Genomic DNA, 20,210 nt, shown 5'->3' with positions numbered 1-20,210 from the left:
GGCGTCCTTTCTACAGTTCTGCGACGGCTTGACGGATGTGGGCGAGGATGCGCGACGCCGACGTGGGAACCGGCGCCGGGCCGGGGTCGGCGGCGGAGGCGTTGGCGGCGCGGGCATGGACGAACGCCGCCGAGGCTGCGGCTTCGGCCGGCGGCAGACCCGAGGCCAGCAGCGCGCCGATCATGCCGGACAGCACGTCACCGGATCCGGCGGTCGCCGCCCACGAGCCGCCGGCCGGGTTGAGGTACACCGTGCCGGACGGCTCGGCGATAACCGTGACGTTGCCCTTGAGCAGGACCGTGGCGCCGAAGGCCTCGGCCAGCCGGCGGGTGGCTGCCACCCGGTCCTCACCCGGCGGCCCGCCGGCCAACCGCGCGAACTCACCGGCGTGCGGGGTCAGCACCGTGGGGGCATCGCGGCCCGCCACCAGATCCGGTTGGGTGGACAGGATGGTCAGCGCGTCGGCGTCGACGACCACCGGCAGACCGGAGCCCAGTGCGAAATGCAAAGCCGCGAAACCGCTCTCGTCGGTACCGAGGCCCGGTCCGACGACCCAGGACTGCACGCGGCCGGCGGCGTGCGGGTTCGGCGCCGCCACCACCTCGGGCCAATGCGACACCACCTCCGCCGCGGCCGATCCCGCGTAACGCTTCATGCCCGAGGTGGTGGCGACCGCGGCGCCGGTGCACAGGATCGCCGCACCGGGGTACGTCGACGAACCGGCGAGAATGCCGGTCACGCCCTGGGAGTACTTGTCGTCGTGCACATCGGGCACCGGCCAACGCGCCTTGACGTCAGCGGCCTCCATACCCAGCACATCGGTGGACGGCAGGTCCAGACCGATGTCGACGAGTTCGACGCGGCCGCAGTCGGCCAGTGCATGAACGGGTTTGAGGGCGCCGAACGTGACGGTGAGGGCGGCGCGCACGGCAGGTCCGGTAACTGCACCGGTCTGCACGTCGACGCCGCTGGGGATGTCGACGGCCACCACCGGGATACCGGCCTCCTCGACGGCGGCGAACACCTCGGCGGCCGCCGGACGCAGCGGGCCACTGCCGGAGATGCCGACAACGCCGTCGATCACGAGGTCGGTCGACGAGGGGACGGCGGGCACCACCCGGGCGCCCGCGGAGCGAAACGCGGCCAGCGCCTTGGCGTGGGTGTGTTCGGGGTTGAGCAGCACAGCGGTTGCGGCCACGCCGCGGCGCCGCAACAAGGTCGCCGCCCACAGCGCGTCACCGCCGTTGTCTCCCGAGCCAACCACGGCACAGACACTGCGACCGGTCACCGCTCCGGTGCGCGCCCGCAGTTCGCGGGCGATCGCGGTGGCCAAACCGTAGGCGGCACGGCGCATCAGCACACCATCGGGCAGGCTGGCCAACAAGGGCGCCTCGGCGGCGCGGATCGCGTCGGCGGTGTAGTAGTGCCGCATCGGCACCAAGGTTACGTGCTCGAGCGCGGATAGCAGTCAAGTCCGCGTGGGTATTCACGCTTATGACCGATCGACAGTTACTCGATGAACTCTTGGATATCGAACGCGCGGGGTGGCGATCGTTGTGTGAGTCCACCGGCGATCGCTTCTACGGCGACCTGATGACCGAGGACGCGGTGATGGTCTTGGCGAACGGTTCCGTGATGGACCGCTCCGCGGTGACCTCGGCGCTCGGCCAGGCACCTCCGTGGAAGAACTTCGAACTGTCCGACGAGCGGGTGATCTCCGCCGGAGACGACGCCGCGGCCCTGGTGTACGTCGGCACGGCGGAGCGTGACGGCGCCGACCAGCCGTTCGTCGGAGCAATGTCATCGGTGTACCACCGCGTCGACGGCCGATGGCGGCTGGTGCTCTATCAGCAGACCGCCGTAGCTACTCGACCGTGACGGACTTGGCCAGGTTGCGCGGCTTGTCCACGTCGAACCCGCGGGCCCGAGCCACCGCGGCGGCGAACACCTGCAGCGGGACCGTGGACAGCAGCGGCTGGAAAAGCGTTGACACAGCCGGTATTTCGAAGATGTGGTCAGCGTAGGGCCGCACCGTGTCGTCGCCCTCCTCGGCGATCACGATCGTGACCGCACCGCGGGCCTGGATCTCGCGGATATTGCTCAGCAGCTTGGCGTGCAGGGTCGCGGCATTCTTCGGCGACGGCATCACCACGATGACGGGCAGGCCGTCCTCGATCAGCGCGATCGGACCGTGCTTGAGCTCGCCGGCGGCAAAGCCTTCGGCGTGCATATAGGCCAGTTCCTTGAGCTTGAGCGCACCCTCGAGCGCCACCGGGTAACCGACGTGGCGGCCCAGGAACAGCACCGTCGGCGACGACGCGAACTGCTGCCCCAGCGTGGTGATGGGTCCGATGTGCTCGAGCACCCGGCTGACCTGGTCGGGCATCGACTCCAGCTCGTGATACTCGCGCTCGACCTCATCGGGGTACTTGGTGCCGCGGGCCTGCGCCAGCGCCAGACCGACCAGGTAGTTTGCGGCGATCTGGGCAAGGAACGTCTTGGTGGCCGCCACCCCGATCTCGGGTCCGGCGCGGGTGTAGAGCACCGCGTCGGCCTCGCGCGGGATCTGGCTGCCGTTGGTGTTGCAGATCGCCAGAACCTTGGCCTTCTGCGTCTTGGCGTGCCGAACCGCCTCGAGGGTGTCCGCGGTCTCACCGGACTGGGAGATCGCGATCACCAGGGTGCCGCGGTCCAATACCGGGTCGCGGTAGCGGAACTCACTGGCCAGCTCGACTTCCACCGGCAGGCGGGTCCAATGCTCGATCGCGTACTTGGCCAGCAGCCCCGAGTGGAATGCGGTGCCGCAGGCGACGATGAACACCTTGTCGACCTCGCGCAGCTCCTGATCGCTCAGTCGCTGCTCGTCGAGGACGATGCGGCCGTCGACGAAGTGGCCGAGCAGGGTGTCGGCGACCGCCGCCGGTTGCTCGGCGATCTCCTTGAGCATGAAGTAGTCGTAGCCGCCCTTCTCAGCGGCCGACAGGTCCCAGTCGATGTGAAATTCGCGGGCATTCGCGGTGTCGTCGTTGCCGTCGAAGTCGGTGATCGAGTAGCCGTCTGCGGTGATCACCACCGCCTGGTCCTGGCCCAACTCGACCGCGTCCCTGGTGAACTCGATGAACGCCGCGACGTCGGAGCCGATGAACATCTCGCCGTCGCCGATGCCGACAACCAGCGGAGTGGACCGCCGGGCGGCGATGATCGTGCCCGGGTCGTCGGCGTGGGCGAACACCAACGTGAAGTGACCTTCGAGCCGACGCAGCACGGCCAGCACTGATGCTTCGAAGTCGCCCGCCGTCGGGCCCTGCTTGTAGGCCTGGGCGACCAGGTGAACCGCGACCTCGCTGTCGGTGTCGCTGGCGAACTCCACACCGTCGGCCTCCAACTCGAGGCGCAGTGGGGCGAAGTTCTCGATGATCCCGTTGTGCACGACGGCGAACTTGCCGGCCGCGTCGCGGTGCGGGTGGGCATTGCGATCGGTGGGACGGCCGTGGGTGGCCCACCGGGTGTGGCCCATCCCTGCGGTGCCGGCCAGAGCGTCGGCGTCAGTCTCGGCCAACGCCTCCTCGAGATTGGTCAGCCGGCCGGCCCGGCGACGCACGGTCAGGCCGCCGTCGCCGTCGAGCAGGGCGAGCCCGGAGGAGTCATAGCCGCGGTATTCCATCCGCCGCAGTGCGTCGACCACGACACCGCGGGCAGGGCGATGCCCGACGTAAGCCACGATTCCGCACATGTTTACCCAGGGTAGTGCAGCGGGCGGGTTCGCTTCGTCCGCTAGGTTCATGGGGTGGCCCGGACACGCAAGCTCTTCGCGGCGCTGACCCGCCGCGGCCCCCATCAGGTTCTGCGCGGTGACCTGGCCTTTGCCGGGTTACCCGGCGTCGTCTACACCCCGGCGTCGGGGTTCAATCTGCCCGGTGTGGCCTTCGGCCACGATTGGCTCACAGATGTCGATCACTACGTGAAAACGCTGGAACACCTCGCGTCGTGGGGCATCGTCGCCGCCGCCCCGAACACCGAGCGTGGCTTCGCCCCCTCGGTGCTGAACCTCTCGGTCGACCTGGGCACCACACTCGACATCATCACGGGTGTGCGGCTCGGCCCCGGCGAGATCAGCGTGCACCCCACCAAACTGGGCCTGGCCGGGCACGGCTTCGGTGGTTCGGCGGCGGTGTTCGCCGCGGCGGGTCTGTCCGGGGCGGCCTCCGGCGCGCCCAAGGCGGTCGCGGCACTGTTCCCGACGGTGACCAAGCCTGGCGCCGAGCAGCCGGCGGCATCGTTGAAGGTGCCCGGCCTGGTGCTGAGCGCGCCCGACGATCTGCACTCCCTGCGGACTGATGCCCTGCACCTGGCCGAAGCGTGGAAGGGCTCGGTGCTGCATGTCGTCAGCAAGGCGGAAGCGTCCGGGCTGGCCGAGAAGCGCCGCTTCGCCAAGGTTCTCGGCATGCCGGGTTCGGACAAGAAGACGCAGAAGACGGTCCGCGCGCTGCTGACGGGCTTCCTGCTGTTCCACCTGACCGGCGACAAGACCTACCAGGAATTCGCCGACCCAGAGGCCGTCCTGCCCAAGACCGAGGTGCCCGATCCCGATTCCGTGCCGGCGACGACCGAGGAGCGGATCGTCGCGCTGCTGAAGTAAACCGACACCGCCCAACCAACTGGTTGGTGATTTACTGTGCCAATGCGCACCGGAATCTTTCTGGACTATTCAGGCGGCTTTCGTGAGGCCGTCGAGCACATCGTGGTGTTGGAGAAGGCCGGGGTCGACATCGCCCTCGTCGCGGAGGCCTACTCCTACGACGCGGTCAGCCAGCTCGGCTATCTGGCGGCCAAGACGTCGACGATCGAGCTGGGCTCGGGCGTCTTCCCCATCTACACCCGGACACCGTCGCTGCTGGCAATGACCGCGGCCGGGCTGGACTTCGTCTCCGACGGCCGCTTCCGGCTCGGTATCGGCACCTCCGGCCCCCAGGTCGTGGAGGGCTTCCACGGTGTGCCGTTCGACGCGCCCCTGGGCCGCACGCGCGAGGTCGTCGAGATCTGCAGGCAGGTCTGGCGCCGCGAACGCGTCCAGCACCAGGGCCGCAGCTACCAGATCCCGCTGCCGGCCGACCAGGGCACCGGGTTGGGCAAGCCGCTGCAGCTCATCAATCATCCTGTCCGCGAACGTATTCCGATCACCATTGCCGCGCTCGGCCCGAAGAACGTCGAGCTGACCGCCGAGATCGCCGAGGGTTGGCAGCCGGTCTTTTTCTACCCGGAGAAGGCCGATGACGTGTGGGGCGAGGCGCTGCGGGCCGGAAAAGCCAAGCGCGACAGCGCGCTTGGCGACCTCGACGTGATGGTCGGGGTATCGCTGGCGATCGGCGACGATGTCGAGGAACGGCTGAACTGGGCCAAGCCGCATCTGGCGCTCTACATCGGCGGCATGGGCGCGAGGGGCCAGAACTTCTACCACAAGCTGGCCACCCGGTACGGGTTCGGCGAGGTGGCCGATCACATCCAGGACCTCTTCCTGTCCGGCCGCAAGGCCGAGGCGATCGCCGCGGTGCCCGACGAGTTGGTACGCCAGGTGAACCTCATCGGCCCGCGTGGCTTCGTCAAGGAACGCATTGCTGCCATGGCCGAGGCCGGTGTGACCACGCTGCTGGCCACGCCGACCACCACCGACGCCGCCGAATACATCAGCTGGGTCGAGGAATTGCAGCAGCTGCTGCCCTGATCACCGGTGGGCGCGCGGCGCGTTGTTCGTCCGCCGGGCGCAGCAGGCGGCGTTGCGATGCCGGTACGACGGGTCGTTCACGATCGGTCATTGACCGACCTGCGGTAGTTCGTCGGCGGCGATCTCACACGGCGTCCGCTCGTCGGTCGGCTCGACGACCGGTGGCGGCGGGGGCGGTGTTGGTGGCGGCGCCGGTTCCGGTGACAGTGTCGGCGGTGGCGGCCCGGGTTCGGGTTCCGGTTCGGGTTCGGCGGGTTCGGCCGGGGCAGGCGGTTCTTCGGCCGCCACATCCTCGACTGGCTTCTCCTCGACAGCCGGATCTTGCTCCGGCACACCGTCCTTCGCCGGGTCCGACGGTTCGGGGTCCTTCTCGTCGACGGGGTCGTCGGGCTCGGGTACCCCGGTGTCCACCGCATCATCCGGCATGTTGTCGAACAACCCGCTGAGCGCGTCGGTGATCTGGCCCACCAGCCCGGACAGGCCACCACCGACATCGGGCATGGTCGGTAGGGCGGGCATGCCGGTGGCCGCAGGTGTATCGAGCGTCGGCGCCGGCGGTGGTTCGACAGGTGACGCGGGTGGAAGTGGTTGAGCCGGTGCGGTATTCGTCGCCACTTGCGGCATCAGTGGTTCCGGCTCGGCGATGGGCGGCGGCGCGACGGGCGCATGAGTCGGTGACGGGGCACGTACCGACGCAGCCGCAGGTGCGGTCTGAGCCGGCGGCACCGGACTGAAAGGCGGCGGCGCTCCCAGCGATCCCGGCACCTCGAAATGCACTGTCGGGGAACTATTCAGCTGCCGTAGCGCATCCTCGTAGGCGGCCGAGACCGCTGAGGTCGTCGATCGCATGGCGGTGAGCCAGTCGCCACGGATATCGGCGTCGACGTACGGGGTGATCTGTCGGGTGACGACCTCGACGGCCTGCTCCCGCTGCACTCCCCCGCCCGTCACCGTCGCCGCAGCGGCCAGCCATGCCGGCCGCTCACCGGCGCGGCGATCGTCGATCGACACTGCCGCGCCGACCTTGTCGTCGATCCGGCGTCCCAGCTCATCGCGCAACACTTCACACGCTTCGGCAGCTGCGCGCAGTGCCGCCGCCACCACCGCCCCGGCAAAACAATGGCGACCGACGAATCCGACTGCAACAGAACCCGACTCGCCCTCCCACGCCGCCGTCAGAGCGGCCAGCCCGTCACGCGAGAGTCGCACGGCCTCGTCGGCGGCGGCCGCCGCAGTCCGCAACGCGGCACAGTCGGCCTCCAGCACGGCCAAATCCAGACCGTCGTCGCAGGAGAACCACTCGACGATCTGTCCCGGGTGTGCGGTCAGGTCTGGATGTTGGTATCCGACAGCGTGGCAGCCGGTGACGTAGGCCTGAGTGTTGTCCACCGACGGCCGCCCTGCCGCCAGCCGTGCGGTGACATCCAGTGTCATCGGATCACCGCGCGCAACTCCGCGTCACCGTAGCGGTCGGCGGTTACCCGCAGCGCGGCGGCGACCTCCTCGGCCGCCCGTGACCACTGCACCACCGCAGCCGTCAGCCGCTCCAGCGCGAGACGCACCGCGTCGCCGTGAGCGGTATGTAGCCGTCCGGCAACAGAGCCGTCGAAACCGAACCGGCTCGTCGCCGCACCGTCGAGCAAGCCTGCGGCAGCGTCGAAACGTTGTGCGGCAGCGCGTACCGCGACACAGTCCACGCGCGTATTACCCATACCCGGGTATGACGCACGAACGCCCGATCCGGTTCCGGCTGCGTCAGATTATTTTTGCGCGCTGACGGATTCGGCGATCCGCACCGCCAGCAGACGGGCGGTGTCCTCGTCGGCGGCTTCCACCATGACGCGAACCATCTGCTCGGTTCCAGAGGGGCGCAACAGGATTCGTCCGGTGTCGCCGAGTTCGGCCTCGGCTTCACGCACAGCGCTCTGCACTTCGGGCGCCTCCGCCACCGTCGCCTTGTCCGCGACCTCGACGTTGATCAGCACCTGCGGCAGTGTCTGCATCGGTGCGGCCAACTCGGCCAGCGACAAGCCGGTCTGCGCCATCCGCGCCATCAACCGCAACCCAGTCGCGATGCCGTCACCGGTGGTGCCCAGGGCCGGCATCACGATGTGACCCGACTGCTCACCACCCAGGCTGTATTCCCCGGCGCGCAGTTCCTCCAGGACGTAGCGATCGCCAACACCGGTGGTGCGCACCGTAATACCGGCCTCACGCATGGCGATGTGCAACCCGAGGTTGCTCATCACGGTGGCGACCAGCGTCTCGGAGGCCAGCTCACCGGCCTCCCGCATGGCCAGTGCCAGGATCACCATGAGGGCGTCGCCGTCGACCACTCGGCCGGCCGCGTCCACCGCCAGGCAGCGGTCGGCGTCGCCGTCGTGCGCCAAGCCGAGATCAGCCCTGTGTTGGAGGACCGCGGCCTGCACCTGCTCCAGATGCGTGGATCCGCAGCCCTCGTTGATGTTGAGGCCGTCCGGTTCGGCGTTGATCGCGATGACCCGGGCACCGGCGGCGTGGTAGGCGCGGGGCGCGGCCTGGAATGCGGCACCGTTGGCGCAGTCGACCACCACGGTGAGGCCGTCCAACCGGACCGGCGCCGCCGCACGGACATGGTTCAGGTACCGCTCCAGCGCGTCGCGGGCGTCGAGGACGCGCCCGATGTCGGCGCCCACCGGTCGCAGCCCGGGACCCTGGGCGACGAGTTCTTCGATGCGGTCCTCGGCGTCGTCGTCGAGCTTGTGGCCGCCGGGGCCGAAGATCTTGATGCCGTTGTCCGGCATGGCATTGTGCGAGGCGGAGATCATCACTCCGAAGTCAGCGCCGTAGGCGGCGGTCAGGTGGGCGACCGCCGGGGTGGGCAAGACCCCCACGCGCAGTACGTCGACACCCTCACTGGTGACACCGGCGATCACCGCCGCCTCGAGCATTTCGCCGCTGGCCCGCGGATCGCGGCCGATCACCGCGACCCGCCGACCCGAGCTTCGCACTGGGGCCAGGCGGCGCGCCGCCGCCGCTCCCAACGCCAAGCCCAGCTCAGCGGTCAGTTCCCGGTTGGCGACGCCGCGGACACCATCGGTCCCGAACAGTCGACCCATGCGGACAAACCTCTCACAAATGGCCGCCCCTGACACAACCGACGAGGTAAAACACCGTGTCGCTGCGCAACCGCAACTGCTCCGAGACGACTGACAACGAACACTGCCCGCACCCAGTGCGGGTGCGGGCAGTGCGCTGCTTGTACTAACTGATTACCGGGTGCCGGTCATCGGCGTCTCGGCCGGCGCGGGCGTCGGGACCGCACTCGTGGTGGGCGAACCGATGCTGCCGTTGCCGTGACCCTGACCCTGGGCGACCTCGGAGTTACCCGGGCCGTTCTGGGTGAAGGTGTAGCTCAGGCCGGCGGTCGCGCTGGCGCACACCGGAAGGGTCTGGATCTGGTTGGTGTCCAGCTCGCCGAGACGCGAGGCCAGGTCATCACCCGGGCACACCGCGGTCGCGAGGGACTCAGCGTTGGTCAGCGTCACATCCTGGATGACGCCCAGCTGCTGGCCGTTGACGGAAAGCGTGACGTTGACCTTGCCGTCACCCACCACCGACTGGGCCTGGGGCTGGGGCGCAGGGGCCTCCGGAGCCGCGCTCGCGAGTCCGAAACCACCCGCGACGAGCAGCGACCCGCCGAGAACCGCACCAGCGGCCGTCTTCGTGAACGTGTTCATGTTCGCTCCTTTTCTTCCTGTATTGGCAGGGAGTCAAGGCTGCGGGAGTCATCACCTCACAGCCCCGAAGGAGGACACCGACCCCCCGAAGGGTCCCGCCTCCTACCTCGGGCAGCCGACGTTGCCGCCGGCCTCCCACAGGCTTTCCGAACGACCATGCACTCAAACCAAAACTTAATAATTGATCGCGACACGCACGCTGAGCAGGCCACACATCGTGTGAGCCAGGCCACAAACGACGCACCGGGCGCCGCCAGCGGTGAAGCTGGACGACGCCCGGTGGGTCGTTGCGTAGATACGCGGCAGATCAGCGCTTGCTGTACTGCGGCGCCTTGCGGGCCTTCTTGAGGCCGTACTTCTTGCGCTCGATGGCACGCGGGTCACGCGTGAGGAAGCCGGCCTTCTTCAGGGCCGGGCGGTCCTCCGGCTGCACCAGGATCAGCGCGCGGGCGATCGCGAGGCGAAGCGCACCGGCCTGACCCGAGGGGCCACCGCCGTCGAGGTGGGCGTAGATGTCGAAGCTCTCCAGCCGATCGACGGTCACCAGCGGAGCCTTGATCAGCTGCTGGTGCACCTTGTTCGGGAAGTACGCCTCCAGGCTGCGGCCGTCGAGGTTGAACTGGCCGGTGCCCGGCACCAGCCGAACCCGCACCACAGCCTCCTTGCGGCGGCCGACGGTCTGGATGGGTCGGTCGATGATGACCGGCGCACGCGGCGTGCTCTCGGCAGCGGCCTCGGGGGCTTCGGTCACCTCACCTGCGTCGGAGACCTCGGTCACCTCGACCTCAGTCACGTCTGTCGTTTCGCTCACTGGGCCACCTGCTTGATCTCGAACGGAATCGGCTGCTGGGCGGCATGCGGATGATCCGGGCCCGCGTAGACCTTGAGCTTCTTCTGGATCTGCCGGCTCAGCTTGTTGTGCGGCAGCATCCCGACGATGGCCCGCTCGACCACACGGTCGGCATGCTTGTTCATCTCGTCGCCGAGCGTGCGCGCCCGCAGACCACCGGGGTAACCCGAGTGACGGTAGGCCATCTTGGTCTGGAGCTTGTCGCCGCTGACGGCGATCTTGTCGGCATTGATGACGATGACGAAATCGCCACCGTCCACATTCGGCGTGAATGTCGGCTTGTGCTTGCCGCGCAACAGGTTTGCTGCCGCGACGGCGAGCCGGCCGAGCACCACGTCGGTGGCGTCGATGACGTACCACGAACGCGTGGTGTCACCCGCCTTCGGCGTGTACGTAGGCACAGCGCTACCTTCTTTTCTTCTCGGGTGAGTCCCGGTATGACCCGGGTGCCGGTCGGAGCGCGACGGTGGGGGTTGCTTCTCGGCGACCAACACTGACCCGAGATCCCGGCTTACCCCGCGGACGAATCCGCGACGTACCGCACGCCAACGTGGCAGCTTACCTGCGACGATCCTGGCAGGTCAAAACGCTCACGCTCGCTCGTAGGCGATGTTGGCGACGGCCCGGACGTAGCGGGTGCCGTCCGCGTCGGTCATCGCGGCCTCGACCGTCGCCATCCTGCCGCCGACCCGGTCAGTCGAGGTCGTCAACGTGAGGGCGCGGCCGTCGACCGGCGGCGACCGGAAATAGAAGACGCTGAGGTCAGCCAGGGTGTAGCGGTCGCCGGGGGCGGTGTGGGCCTGGCCGGCCAGCGAGCAGGCCTGGCCGATGATCGAGGCGATGACGCCGCCCTGGATGGCACCGAGCGGGTTGGCCATCCACGACTGCGGCTCGACGGTCATCGTCGGGTCGTCGCCGACCTCCACGGTCATGGCCAGCAGTTCGCACAGCGGTCCGCGGGCGATGTCGCCGCGGCTGATCGCGGTCAGAATGCGCCGGCCGTCCCAGTCCGGGTCGATGGCCGAGACGGTGGTGTCGACGTCGGGCGGCGTGGGCAGCTCGTCCGGTTCGGCGACGACGCGCTTCTCCACGGCTCGCAGTGCCTCGGTGGTGCGGCCGACCCGCACCGCGCGGGCCACGCCCGAGCAGACCACGTCGTGCGCTCCGTTGGTGACGGTCATCGTCGCGGTGCCGTGGGCGGCGTCGTGATGCGCGAGCACCGACACGGCATGCAGCCGGTCCCCCACCCGCGGCCGCGCGCCGGCGGTCAACGCCAGCCAGGACTGGACGGTCGCAACCGGCTCGTCGAACGAGTACCAGTAGGCCCCGCTGGTCACCGACTCGGCCATCACCGCGTACGCCGGCATCTCCACCAGGCCGCGGTGGTCGACCAGCGTCGAGCTCACCTGCTGCTGCAGGGAGATGCCGGCCTCACTGACCCCGGTGAAGCCGACGCAGAAGGCCCCTTGGGGTCCGTTAGGTGTGCTCATTACCCGGCATCTTGCCGCACGTCAGGACGCGAGGTCGAGCGCGGCGCCGATCAGGGCGAGATGTGCCGATAATTCGCTTTCTGATCCAACGCCGTCCGTGGTCCGATTGGTCGTGGCTGACCTCTGGCCGCTGGCCGATCTACAGGTGGTGACACCACGATTGGTGCTGCGCTACGTCAGCGACGAGTTGGGTGAACAGCTGGCTGCGTTGGCGGCCAAGGGCATTCACGATCCGGCGACCATGCCGTTCAGTGAACCGTGGACTGATGTCCCGTCGCCGCAGCTGGAACGCAACGCCTTGCAGTTCTACTGGCGCAACCGCGCCGAACTGCCGCCTGCGCGGTGGAACCTGGACCTCGCCGTCCTGGTCGACGCCGATGTGGTCGGCATGTGTTCGGTTCACGCCGAGGCGTTTCCGCAAAACCGCAGTCTGACCACCGGCTCGTGGCTGGGTCGCGCATATCAAGGTCGGGGCCTCGGCAAGGAGATGCGGCAGGCGGCTCTGCATCTGATCTTCGCCGGCTTTGATGCCGACCTGGCCGTCACGCGCGCCTGGCATGACAACACCGCCTCTTTGGGGGTGACGCGCTCGCTGCCCTACATCGAGACGGGGACCACGGTGGAGACCCGCCGGGACCAGCCCGACACGATGGTGCGATTCGAGATGACGTCGGGCCGGTGGGCCACGATCCGCCGCGACGATATCCGACTGGTCGGTATCGAGGCAGTGCGCACACAGCTGGAGACTGCGCGATAGCCGGTGCTCACGGGTAGGACAGCAGCAGCATGACCCGTCCGCCCGGTGGTGCCGCGCCGAACGCCTGCGGGTCGAAGCCGTAGTAGGTGCGCTGATCCGGCGTGATCTCGTCGACCACCTTGCCGGTGGCGTTCAGTCGGCCGCTGCCGGTGTCTTTCATGACGCCGCGGAAGTCGGGCACCGACATCGACTCCGCAAGCAACAGTGCCTGTCCGCCGTCATCGAGGTCGACGAGAATCCCGGCGCCGGCGTAGTTGTTGCCGCCCCGGCCGGTGCCGCGGGGCGCCCAGTAGACGGGGTCCGAGGCCGGCGCGCCCTGCACGCGGCGATAGTCGCCGACGTGGTCGCGGGCGTCGGCCACGGTCACTTCGGGCAGGTGCGCGATTGTCCGTTTCTCGGCCAGCCACATCCAGCCGAGCGGGAGGCAGACGATCCCGTACATCAGCACCATCAGCATCAGTACGGGTTTCCAGGCGATTTCCCAGCTGAGCTTGCGCGGCGACACCGGCCGAACCGAGAGCTGGTCGTCGAGCTGCTTGCGGCCGAATCTGAAGACGTACCAAGCCAATACCCGCGCGCACGCCATCAGGGCGAGGGTGACCAGCCCGACGATACCGGTGATGCGCCAGTAGAAGGTGCTGTCGCCCTGGTTGGCGGTGGCGGCGACCATGACGGCGGGGATGGGCGCGGTGAGCAGGAGTAGCAGCGCGTACGACGGGTGGCTGCTCAGGTAGACGTAGTCGACCCGGGCCCGGCTGTTGGTGGCGTACAGGGTGAAGTCGCCGACGTCGGCTTTGACCACCGGCGCCCATGAGCCTTTGACGATGCGCGGTTTGACCAGTGACCGCACGAAGAAGAACCCGGCAATCACGGCGATCACGAGTGCGGCCCAGAACGTCCCGGGCATGGACTCTCCGGTGCCCGGAACCCCGAACGCCCCGTGGATGTCGATGGCCTTGCCGATGAAGAACGCCAGCGGCAACGCGAAAAACAGTTCCAGCAGCCAGATTTGGATCAGCTGCGGGATGCGGGTTCCGATCCGGTCGAACGCCAGCACCCGCTGCCAGATGAATCGGAGGACGCCCACGATCTCAGCGCGAAACCGGTGCGGTGGGCGTGAATTGCACGGGCATGGTCTCCAGCCCGCTGACGAAGTTGGCCGGCCGCAACGGCAACTCGGCGCCGTCGGCGAGTCGCAGATCCGGTAGGCGCGCCAGCACCCGGCGGGTCATCGCCGTCAACTCCAGGCGGGCCAACTGGTTGCCCAGGCAGAAATGCGTGCCGAAGCCGAAGCTGACATGGTTGTTGGGGTTGCGGTCGATTCGGAAGGTGTCGGGGTCGCCGAATACCGTCTCGTCGAAGTTCGCCGACTCGAACAGCAGCAGGATCTTCTCGCCCTTGTACAGATCGGTGCCGTGAAAGGTGGTGTCGGCGGTCAACATTCGGCACATGTTCTTGATCGGCGACGTCCAGCGCAGCATCTCCTCCACCGCGGCGGGAAGCAGGTCGGTGTCGTCGCGCAATGCCTGCCACTGGTCCGGATGGCGGCTCAGTTCGGCGATTCCGCCGGACAGGGTGTGGCGGGTGGTCTCGTCACCGCCGATGAGGATCAGCAGCGTTTCGGCGAAGATCTGCTCGTCGGTGAGCCGCTCGCCGTCCACCTCGGCGGCGATCAGGACGCTGACGAGATCGTCGGCGGGTTCGCGACGGCGTTCGGCGACGAAGCCGGCCATGAACTCGTTGTAGGCGGTCAGCGCGTTGGCTGCTGAGGTGAGCGATTCCTCGGTGGCCACCGAACTCAGGGCCACCACCATGTCGTCGGACCACCCCAGCAGCGTGTCCCGGTCTTCGGGTGCCACACCGAGCATGTCGCCGATGACGGCCATCGGCAGCGGCGCGGCGAGGTCACGGACGAAGTCGCACGAGCCTCGCTCGCAGATCGCGTCGATCAACGTATCGCACAGCGCGTCAATGGATTCCGCTTTGTCCCTGACCCGCTTGCGGGTGAACCCGGAGTTGACCAGCTTGCGCCGCAACAGATGCTCGGGATCGTCCATGTCGATCATGTGGGGCAACGGCGGTGTGGTGGGCCGGATGCCGCCGGTGTTGGAGAACAACTCTGGCTGCCGCTCGGCGTCTATCACCGCCCGATAGGTCGCGGCGGCGGCCAGCCCGTTGCGGTCGCGAAAGACCGGCTGGTTGGTGCGCATCCAGCGGTAGGCGTCACGCGCCTCGCTACTGGCGTAGAACCGGCCGTCCATCAGATCGACGCCGGCGGTGACGTCCGTGAGCACGCCCCAGATCATAGGGCGGCAGGCTCACGCGCCAAGGCGTTTCGAGAGCTCCGGCAGCCAGGCCCGATCGGCGGGCACCCAGTCCAGCGAGTCCAGTTCATCGGCGCCGACCCACCGCAGCGCGCGGTGATCGTGCGGATGGACGGCGCCGCCGGTGTGTGCGACCAGGTAGGCCCGCAGGATCAGGGACTCGCCAACAGCAACGTCGGCGCCGAGCCGGTCGCCGACGACCACGTCGACCCCGAGCTCTTCGCGCAGCTCCCGCACCAGAGCGTCGGGCTCGCTCTCCCCCGGCGCGACCTTGCCGCCCGGCAGCTCCCACAGGCCTGCCAGCTCGGGCGGGCGCTGCCGCTGCGCCACCAGAAGCGTCGCGCCGGAGATCAGCGCTCCGGCGACGACGATCTGGCTCACGCGAGTGAGCCTATGTCGTGGCGGGTTTCGCCTTCACGATGGTCAGCTCGTAGTCGTTGCTCTGCCAGCCGTTGAGGAACGCCCCGATCGGAACGGCCATGTCCTTGCCGTAGCCCGGGCCGCTGTCGTTGAAGTACACGGTGCCGCCCACGAGGTCGACGGCGATGACCACCGCCTCGTGGTTGGCGCGGGTGTAGTTCGGCGTCGCCGACGTCTGGTACTCCGGCTGGGTGCTCCAGACGGAGTCGGTGTTGATCGTGACCATGGTGGCGTTGCCGACGGCCAGCGCCGCCGCCAGATCATTCAGGGCGATCTGAGCGTCGGTGGCGGTGGCGCCGCTGATCCGGTTGCCGGCCTCGTCGTAGACGCCGTACCGCTTGGTGGAGGCGGTGACGCCGAAACTGTCCGTGGTGTTCATCAGCTGGACCGCGTCCTTGACGGCCACCCCGTTGGCGATGTCCTCATCGAGATACATCCGCCGGCCCGGGTACACCACGCTGGCGGACGTCTTGGCCAGATCGACCATCGTCGCTTCGTCGGGTTTGGTTCCGGTGACCTGGCCGATCGCCATCGCTGTCGCCATCAGGGTGCAATTCGAGTAGCTCTGCTTCACCCAGTAGACGTCGTTGGCTCGATTGCCGTAGTAGCCCGTGCCGGGGACCGTCACCACGATCTCGCGCTCGACCGTGTCGGGTTTGGCGACACCGAGCCGGACCGCGATGGTGTGCAGCGCCTGCTGCAACATGCCAAGCGCGCCAGGCAAATCCGCGGCCGTGCCGTTGTCGACGCGGATCGTGAAGCGGTCGGTGATGCCCGGTGTGACCAATTCGGCGTTGGGCGTGTACCGGTAGGTGCCGGTGGCTGCATCGAATGTGACCGTGCCGTGCGTCGGTTGGACGCTCACGCCGTAGGTGACGGGGTAGCCGTTGTTGCTCACCCCGTTGGCGTCCACCCGAATCGTCTTGCCGGTGCCCGACGGGAGATACCACGTGGGCGACAACGTCGGCGTCCGGTTGAAGAAGATGTAGGTGAACTGGCGGGAGAGGTCGCTCCACATCGATTGGAGCGTCTGCATCGGTGCGGCCGATGCCGCCGCCCGCAACGCGACGGTGTTGTCGGCGACCGCCGCCGCCGAGGCCGGTGCGCCCGGGTCGCCGTTGGTTCCGGCGACGCCGTTGGTGCCGCCCTTCCCGGCGGTGCCGCCGCTGGCGAGACCACCCCAGCCGCCGCTGGCGCCGTTGCCGGCCGCGCCGCCGTCACCGCCGCCCTGGCCACCGTTGCCGCCATTGCCGCCGTTGCCACCGATGGCGCCGTTGCCGCTGTTGAAGCCGTTGCCGCCCGAGCCGGCCGCGCCTGCCCATCCGCCGTCGCCGCCGTCACCACCACCGGCGCCGCCCTGACCACCATTGCCGCCGAAGCCGCCGTTGCCGCCGTCTCCGCCTGTGCCGCTGGTGAATCCGCCGAGGCCGCCACGGCCGCCCGCACCGCCGCTGCCACCACGACCGCCCGCGGCGCTCGCGCCGCCGGCACCACCGTCGCCGCCAGTACCGCCGTAGCCACCGAGGCCCCCGTTGCCGTCGGGATCGTTCGTCCAACCGCCGGACGAGCCGACACCGCCGTTGCCGCCGCGGCCGCCCGCCCCGCTGCGACCGGCGGCCCCGTTCGCCGCAATGACGAACAGATACCGGCCGGCGCCACCGGCTCCACCGTTGGCACCGCCGGCACCGCCGAAGCCGCCGTCGCCGCCGTTTCCGCCGGGCGCTCCGTCACCGTCGTCGACGGTGCCGGGGTATCTGGCGTTACCGCCTTGGCCGCCTTGGCCACCCTGGCCGCCGACGCCGCCGTTGCCTCCACTGCCGAAGACGAAACTCCCGTTGCCGCCGTCGCCGCCCTTGCCGCCAGGACCTCCGTCACCGCCGGTGCCGCCGTCGACGTTGGGTCCGACGACCGGGCTCGTACCGGGCACACCGGTCTGTCCGGTACCGCCGTTGCCACCGGCGCCGCCGCTGCCGAAGACCGACAGCAGACCGACATTGCCGCCGGCACCGCCGTCACCCCCGCCGAATCCACCGGCACCGCCCGCGCCTCCGTTGCCCGACCACAAGCCACCGCTGCCGCCGTGTCCACCGTCGCCGCCGTGATCCCCGGTGGCTCCGTAGTACGGGCTGGTGCCGCCTGCTCCGCCGGCGCCGCCGATCGCGAACACCGAGAATGTGCCGCCGCTACCGCCGTCACCACCCCTGCCGCCGTTGGTGGATGCGCCGCCCGCGCCACCGGCACCGCCGTAACCCCACACCGACATCAGTCCGGTGTTGCCACCGTGCCCGCCGTCGCCGCCCTTGGCGCCGATCGGGATCGCGTTGCCGCCGGCGCCCGCCGCACCGCCGTTGCCGAAGTAGAGGCCGCCGGTGCCGCCGTCACCACCCTGGCCGCCGGTGCTGGTGACCTCCGCCTCGCCGGCCAGGACGCCGCCCGCACCGCCCTTGCCGCCGTTGCCGAACATGCCGGCACTTCCGCCGTTGCCGCCCGCGGTCCCCTGCGCGAATGCCTCACCGCCGGCTCCGCCCGCGCCGCCGTTACCGGCGATCAGTCCACCTCGACCGCCCCTGCCGCCGCTGCCGGCTTCCAGGCCCGCCCCGCCGGCGCCACCGTTGCCGAACCAGCCCGCCGCGCCGCCGTTCCCGCCGTTGAAGCCGGCGCCGCCATCGCCGAACATTCCGCCGTTGCCGCCGCGGCACACCGTGCTGCCGGTGCAGGTGTCGGCCGTCCATGAGTAGCCGTTGCCGGCGATGATGCCGGCGTTGGGGTGGTTGGCGGTTCCGTTGCTGAAGAAGATCGCGACGACGTCCTGGGGAGTCGGCAGTGCCGGTACCGCTGCCGCTCTGGGCAACGTTGCGCGTGCTGCCGCAGGGGCTTTCACGGTGGCGTCCGTCTCGGCGACCGCGGTGGCCGTCTTGGCGGCCGGTTTCGACGACTTCGACGCGGCCGGCGGCTTCGAGCGCGTGGCCGGTCGGTGCTGGCCGGTGGACTTTGTACTACTGCTGGACGTGCTCGGACCCGCCGTGCCGGCCTGGCTGCCGGTGTCGGCCGACGCCGTCGCCGGCATCGAGGCCAGTGCCGCACCGATGCCGATGGCTACCGCAGACGCACCGAGCCATCCGCCGAATTCCGCGGGAAGCGTTCGCAACCAGAAAGGCCGACGATCGTCGGGATGTGCATGGGTGAACGTAGGCATGGCAAAGGAATTCATCAGCTCCCCGAAAGTTGATGTGCGAATCGCCCCTGACGCCGCCCCGCTTTTTGAGACGGAAATGTCGAGCAACGCTCGCAACGTAGCACCTCCTGGCAAACACGTCCCGGATTTGAGACAGATGTCCCGGTTTCTCGGCCTTCCCCTCGGACGTCAACCGGTGAAGACTCGGACGCATGCCGTTAACCGACGAAGAAGTGGATGCCGCCGTCACGAATCTGGACGGCTGGGAGCATGCCGACGGCGCACTGCGCCGCTCGGTGAAGTTCCCGTCATTCCTCGAGGGAATCGAGGGCGTGCGCAAGGTCGCCGAACACGCCGAGCGCAAAGACCATCATCCCGACATCGATATCCGCTGGCGCACAGTCACTTTCGCACTCGTCACGCATTCTGAGGGCGGGATCACCGACAAGGACGTGCAGATGGCCGCCGAGATCAACGAGGTCCTTGGCGAGGTCTAGCCGCGATCCAGGCCAGCGTCGCCAGGGTCACCACGATATAGATCAGACCTGTCCACGCCAGATACCAGGGGCGGCTGATCTGCCAGATCGTGGGCTGCGCGAAACTGAGTAACCACGGCACCCCGACCAACGTCAGCGTCAGCCAGCCGTAGCCAAGTAGCTTGGCGCCCAGTTCATTTCGCCACGGACCGTGCAGTAGCCAGATCATCAGCGGGACCAACCACACCCAGTGATGGGTCCACGAGATCGGCGAGATCAGCAGGCCGAACAGCTGCACCACCAGCAGGCAGCCCAGCCGGTCGGAGTCCAGCGCCCGCCACGCCAGCAGCGCGAGCGCCGCCGTCACCGCAATCCCGGCCAGCACCAGCGGTCCGTAGCCGGCGTCGTGGCCGAGGATGCGCGAGATCGCGCCGCGCCACGATTGGTTGAACGACGTTCCGATCGGTCCGACGCGCCGGGCGTCGCCGAGCAGATCGGTGAAGTAAAACCGCGCCTGCTGCCCGATGACCGCCACCGAGAGCGCGACCGTGCCAAAGAAGACCACCGCAGAGAAGATCGCCGCACCCCAGCGGCGCATGCCCAGGAAGTACAGGCCGGTGACGGCCGGCGTCAGCTTGATCCCGGCCGCCACGCCGACCAGCAGACCCGACAGCCACCACCGGCTGCTGTAGGCCGCCCACAGGACAGCCAGCACCAGGATCACGTTGATCTGCCCGTAGTCGAAGTTGCTGCGCAGCGGTTCGAGCCAGATCGCGACTGCGGTCCACACCATCGCGACGGGGCGGCCGTCAGTGGCCGGCGTGCCCAGCAGTCGCTGGCTGACCCGCACCACACCGTAGAGCGCGGCGATGATGCCCAGTTGCCAGCAGAACGCCACCAGCCCGAACGGCAGCAGGTGCAGCGGATAGAACACCAGCGCCGCGAACGGCGGGTAGGTGAAGGGCAGCGGGAAGTCGGGCGTTTGGTCGGCGTAGACGTAGGAGTACAGCGTGCCGGGATGGTCGAGCGCCGCGGCGCCGCCGAGGTAGACGTGGAGGTCGACGAAGTTGGCGCCGTTGGGCGCCAGGTAGGTCCAGCCCAACCGCGCGGCCACGCTGAGGATCAGCAACATCGGGCCCAGCCACGCTGACCGCGCCGCCCAGGCCTTCGTGTCCACCGTGCGACTGTAGCGACGGGGCGATTTCGGCGCGGTAACCGGCGCTGTACCCCGGTAATCGCGCCGAACCCATATCGGGCCTGGATGGCCATTCGCGTCA

Annotated in this window: 19 protein-coding genes; 5 read left to right on the top strand and 14 right to left on the bottom strand. The window is 68.8% G+C overall.

From position 1 onward, the window contains the following. Positions 1 to 10: 10 nt before the first annotated feature. Positions 11 to 1,432 carry an NAD(P)H-hydrate dehydratase gene (locus K0O64_RS06455; protein WP_220046225.1) on the bottom strand — a complete coding sequence of 474 codons (1,422 nt, stop codon included), beginning with the start codon at positions 1,430 to 1,432 and terminating at the stop codon, positions 11 to 13. A gap of 62 nt (positions 1,433 to 1,494) precedes the next feature. Here K0O64_RS06455 and K0O64_RS06450 point away from each other — a divergent pair, with 62 nt between their 5' ends. Beyond that, positions 1,495 to 1,878, top strand: coding sequence for a nuclear transport factor 2 family protein (locus K0O64_RS06450; RefSeq protein ID WP_096310421.1), 384 nt, complete (start codon positions 1,495 to 1,497; stop codon positions 1,876 to 1,878). Here the strand turns inward: K0O64_RS06450 and glmS are convergent. Then, complete coding sequence (gene glmS / locus K0O64_RS06445; RefSeq protein ID WP_071947256.1) at positions 1,865 to 3,733, bottom strand: glutamine--fructose-6-phosphate transaminase (isomerizing); 1,869 nt, start codon at positions 3,731 to 3,733, stop codon at positions 1,865 to 1,867. The two genes, K0O64_RS06450 and glmS, sit on opposite strands and share 14 nt — an antisense overlap. 54 nt (positions 3,734 to 3,787) lie before the next feature. Between glmS and K0O64_RS06440 the strand changes: the two genes are divergently transcribed. Further along, on the top strand, positions 3,788 to 4,639 hold the full coding sequence (locus K0O64_RS06440) for a dienelactone hydrolase family protein (protein ID WP_220046224.1): 852 nt from the start codon (positions 3,788 to 3,790) through the stop codon (positions 4,637 to 4,639). Between the two features lie 42 nt (positions 4,640 to 4,681). After that, positions 4,682 to 5,722, top strand: coding sequence for an LLM class F420-dependent oxidoreductase (locus tag K0O64_RS06435; RefSeq protein ID WP_071947258.1), 1,041 nt, complete (start codon positions 4,682 to 4,684; stop codon positions 5,720 to 5,722). An 87-nt stretch (positions 5,723 to 5,809) separates the two neighbouring features. On the opposite strand, the gene K0O64_RS06430 is transcribed toward K0O64_RS06435, so the two are convergent. From K0O64_RS06430 to K0O64_RS06400, 7 genes are all read right to left on the bottom strand, one after another. After that, positions 5,810 to 7,156, bottom strand: a complete 1,347-nt coding sequence (locus tag K0O64_RS06430) for a hypothetical protein (protein ID WP_220046223.1) — start codon at positions 7,154 to 7,156, stop codon at positions 5,810 to 5,812. Next, positions 7,153 to 7,434, bottom strand: a complete 282-nt coding sequence (locus K0O64_RS06425; RefSeq protein WP_220046222.1) for a type VII secretion target — start codon at positions 7,432 to 7,434, stop codon at positions 7,153 to 7,155. The genes K0O64_RS06430 and K0O64_RS06425 overlap by 4 nt, the downstream gene beginning before the upstream one ends. A gap of 48 nt (positions 7,435 to 7,482) precedes the next feature. After that, on the bottom strand, positions 7,483 to 8,820 hold the full coding sequence (gene glmM / locus K0O64_RS06420) for a phosphoglucosamine mutase (RefSeq protein WP_220046221.1): 1,338 nt from the start codon (positions 8,818 to 8,820) through the stop codon (positions 7,483 to 7,485). A gap of 153 nt (positions 8,821 to 8,973) precedes the next feature. Further along, positions 8,974 to 9,441: a hypothetical protein gene (locus K0O64_RS06415; RefSeq protein ID WP_071947262.1), complete on the bottom strand. Its 468-nt coding sequence runs from the start codon at positions 9,439 to 9,441 to the stop codon at positions 8,974 to 8,976. 307 nt (positions 9,442 to 9,748) lie between these two features. Continuing rightward, on the bottom strand, positions 9,749 to 10,252 hold the full coding sequence (rpsI, locus tag K0O64_RS06410) for a 30S ribosomal protein S9 (protein ID WP_425574749.1): 504 nt from the start codon (positions 10,250 to 10,252) through the stop codon (positions 9,749 to 9,751). Further along, positions 10,249 to 10,692, bottom strand: coding sequence for a 50S ribosomal protein L13 (gene rplM / locus K0O64_RS06405; RefSeq protein ID WP_071947263.1), 444 nt, complete (start codon positions 10,690 to 10,692; stop codon positions 10,249 to 10,251). The genes rpsI and rplM overlap by 4 nt, the downstream gene beginning before the upstream one ends. A gap of 189 nt (positions 10,693 to 10,881) precedes the next feature. After that, complete coding sequence (locus tag K0O64_RS06400; protein WP_220046220.1) at positions 10,882 to 11,781, bottom strand: PaaI family thioesterase; 900 nt, start codon at positions 11,779 to 11,781, stop codon at positions 10,882 to 10,884. Positions 11,782 to 11,893: 112 nt separating this feature from the next. Here K0O64_RS06400 and K0O64_RS06395 point away from each other — a divergent pair, with 112 nt between their 5' ends. Continuing rightward, complete coding sequence (locus K0O64_RS06395) at positions 11,894 to 12,538, top strand: GNAT family N-acetyltransferase (protein WP_071947265.1); 645 nt, start codon at positions 11,894 to 11,896, stop codon at positions 12,536 to 12,538. 7 nt (positions 12,539 to 12,545) lie between these two features. On the opposite strand, the gene K0O64_RS06390 is transcribed toward K0O64_RS06395, so the two are convergent. The 4 genes from K0O64_RS06390 to K0O64_RS30145 are packed head-to-tail and all read right to left on the bottom strand — an operon-like array spanning position 12,546 to position 18,478. After that, positions 12,546 to 13,625, bottom strand: coding sequence for a hypothetical protein (locus K0O64_RS06390; protein WP_071947266.1), 1,080 nt, complete (start codon positions 13,623 to 13,625; stop codon positions 12,546 to 12,548). 4 nt (positions 13,626 to 13,629) lie between these two features. Continuing rightward, positions 13,630 to 14,844, bottom strand: a complete 1,215-nt coding sequence (locus tag K0O64_RS06385; protein WP_071947267.1) for a cytochrome P450 — start codon at positions 14,842 to 14,844, stop codon at positions 13,630 to 13,632. Positions 14,845 to 14,856: 12 nt separating this feature from the next. Beyond that, on the bottom strand, positions 14,857 to 15,243 hold the full coding sequence (locus K0O64_RS06380) for a (deoxy)nucleoside triphosphate pyrophosphohydrolase (RefSeq protein WP_071947268.1): 387 nt from the start codon (positions 15,241 to 15,243) through the stop codon (positions 14,857 to 14,859). A 10-nt stretch (positions 15,244 to 15,253) separates the two neighbouring features. Beyond that, the gene (locus tag K0O64_RS30145; protein ID WP_220046219.1) at positions 15,254 to 18,478 is read right to left on the bottom strand and encodes an Ig-like domain-containing protein; all 3,225 of its coding nucleotides are present in this window, start codon (positions 18,476 to 18,478) and stop codon (positions 15,254 to 15,256) included. A gap of 191 nt (positions 18,479 to 18,669) precedes the next feature. Here K0O64_RS30145 and K0O64_RS06370 point away from each other — a divergent pair, with 191 nt between their 5' ends. Then, the gene (locus tag K0O64_RS06370) at positions 18,670 to 18,954 is read left to right on the top strand and encodes a 4a-hydroxytetrahydrobiopterin dehydratase (RefSeq protein WP_071947269.1); all 285 of its coding nucleotides are present in this window, start codon (positions 18,670 to 18,672) and stop codon (positions 18,952 to 18,954) included. Here the strand turns inward: K0O64_RS06370 and K0O64_RS06365 are convergent. After that, positions 18,929 to 20,065 (bottom strand): mannosyltransferase, encoded by a 1,137-nt coding sequence (locus K0O64_RS06365; protein ID WP_230986026.1) that lies wholly within the window; start codon positions 20,063 to 20,065, stop codon positions 18,929 to 18,931. The genes K0O64_RS06370 and K0O64_RS06365 overlap by 26 nt on opposite strands. Positions 20,066 to 20,210 lie beyond the last annotated feature (145 nt).

This window comes from Mycolicibacterium pallens, from assembly GCF_019456675.1.
Taxonomy (GTDB): Bacteria; Actinomycetota; Actinomycetes; order Mycobacteriales; family Mycobacteriaceae; genus Mycobacterium; species Mycobacterium crocinum.
Note: the sequence above shows the minus strand (reverse complement) of the source record. Positions and strands in the feature narration are given on the sequence as shown.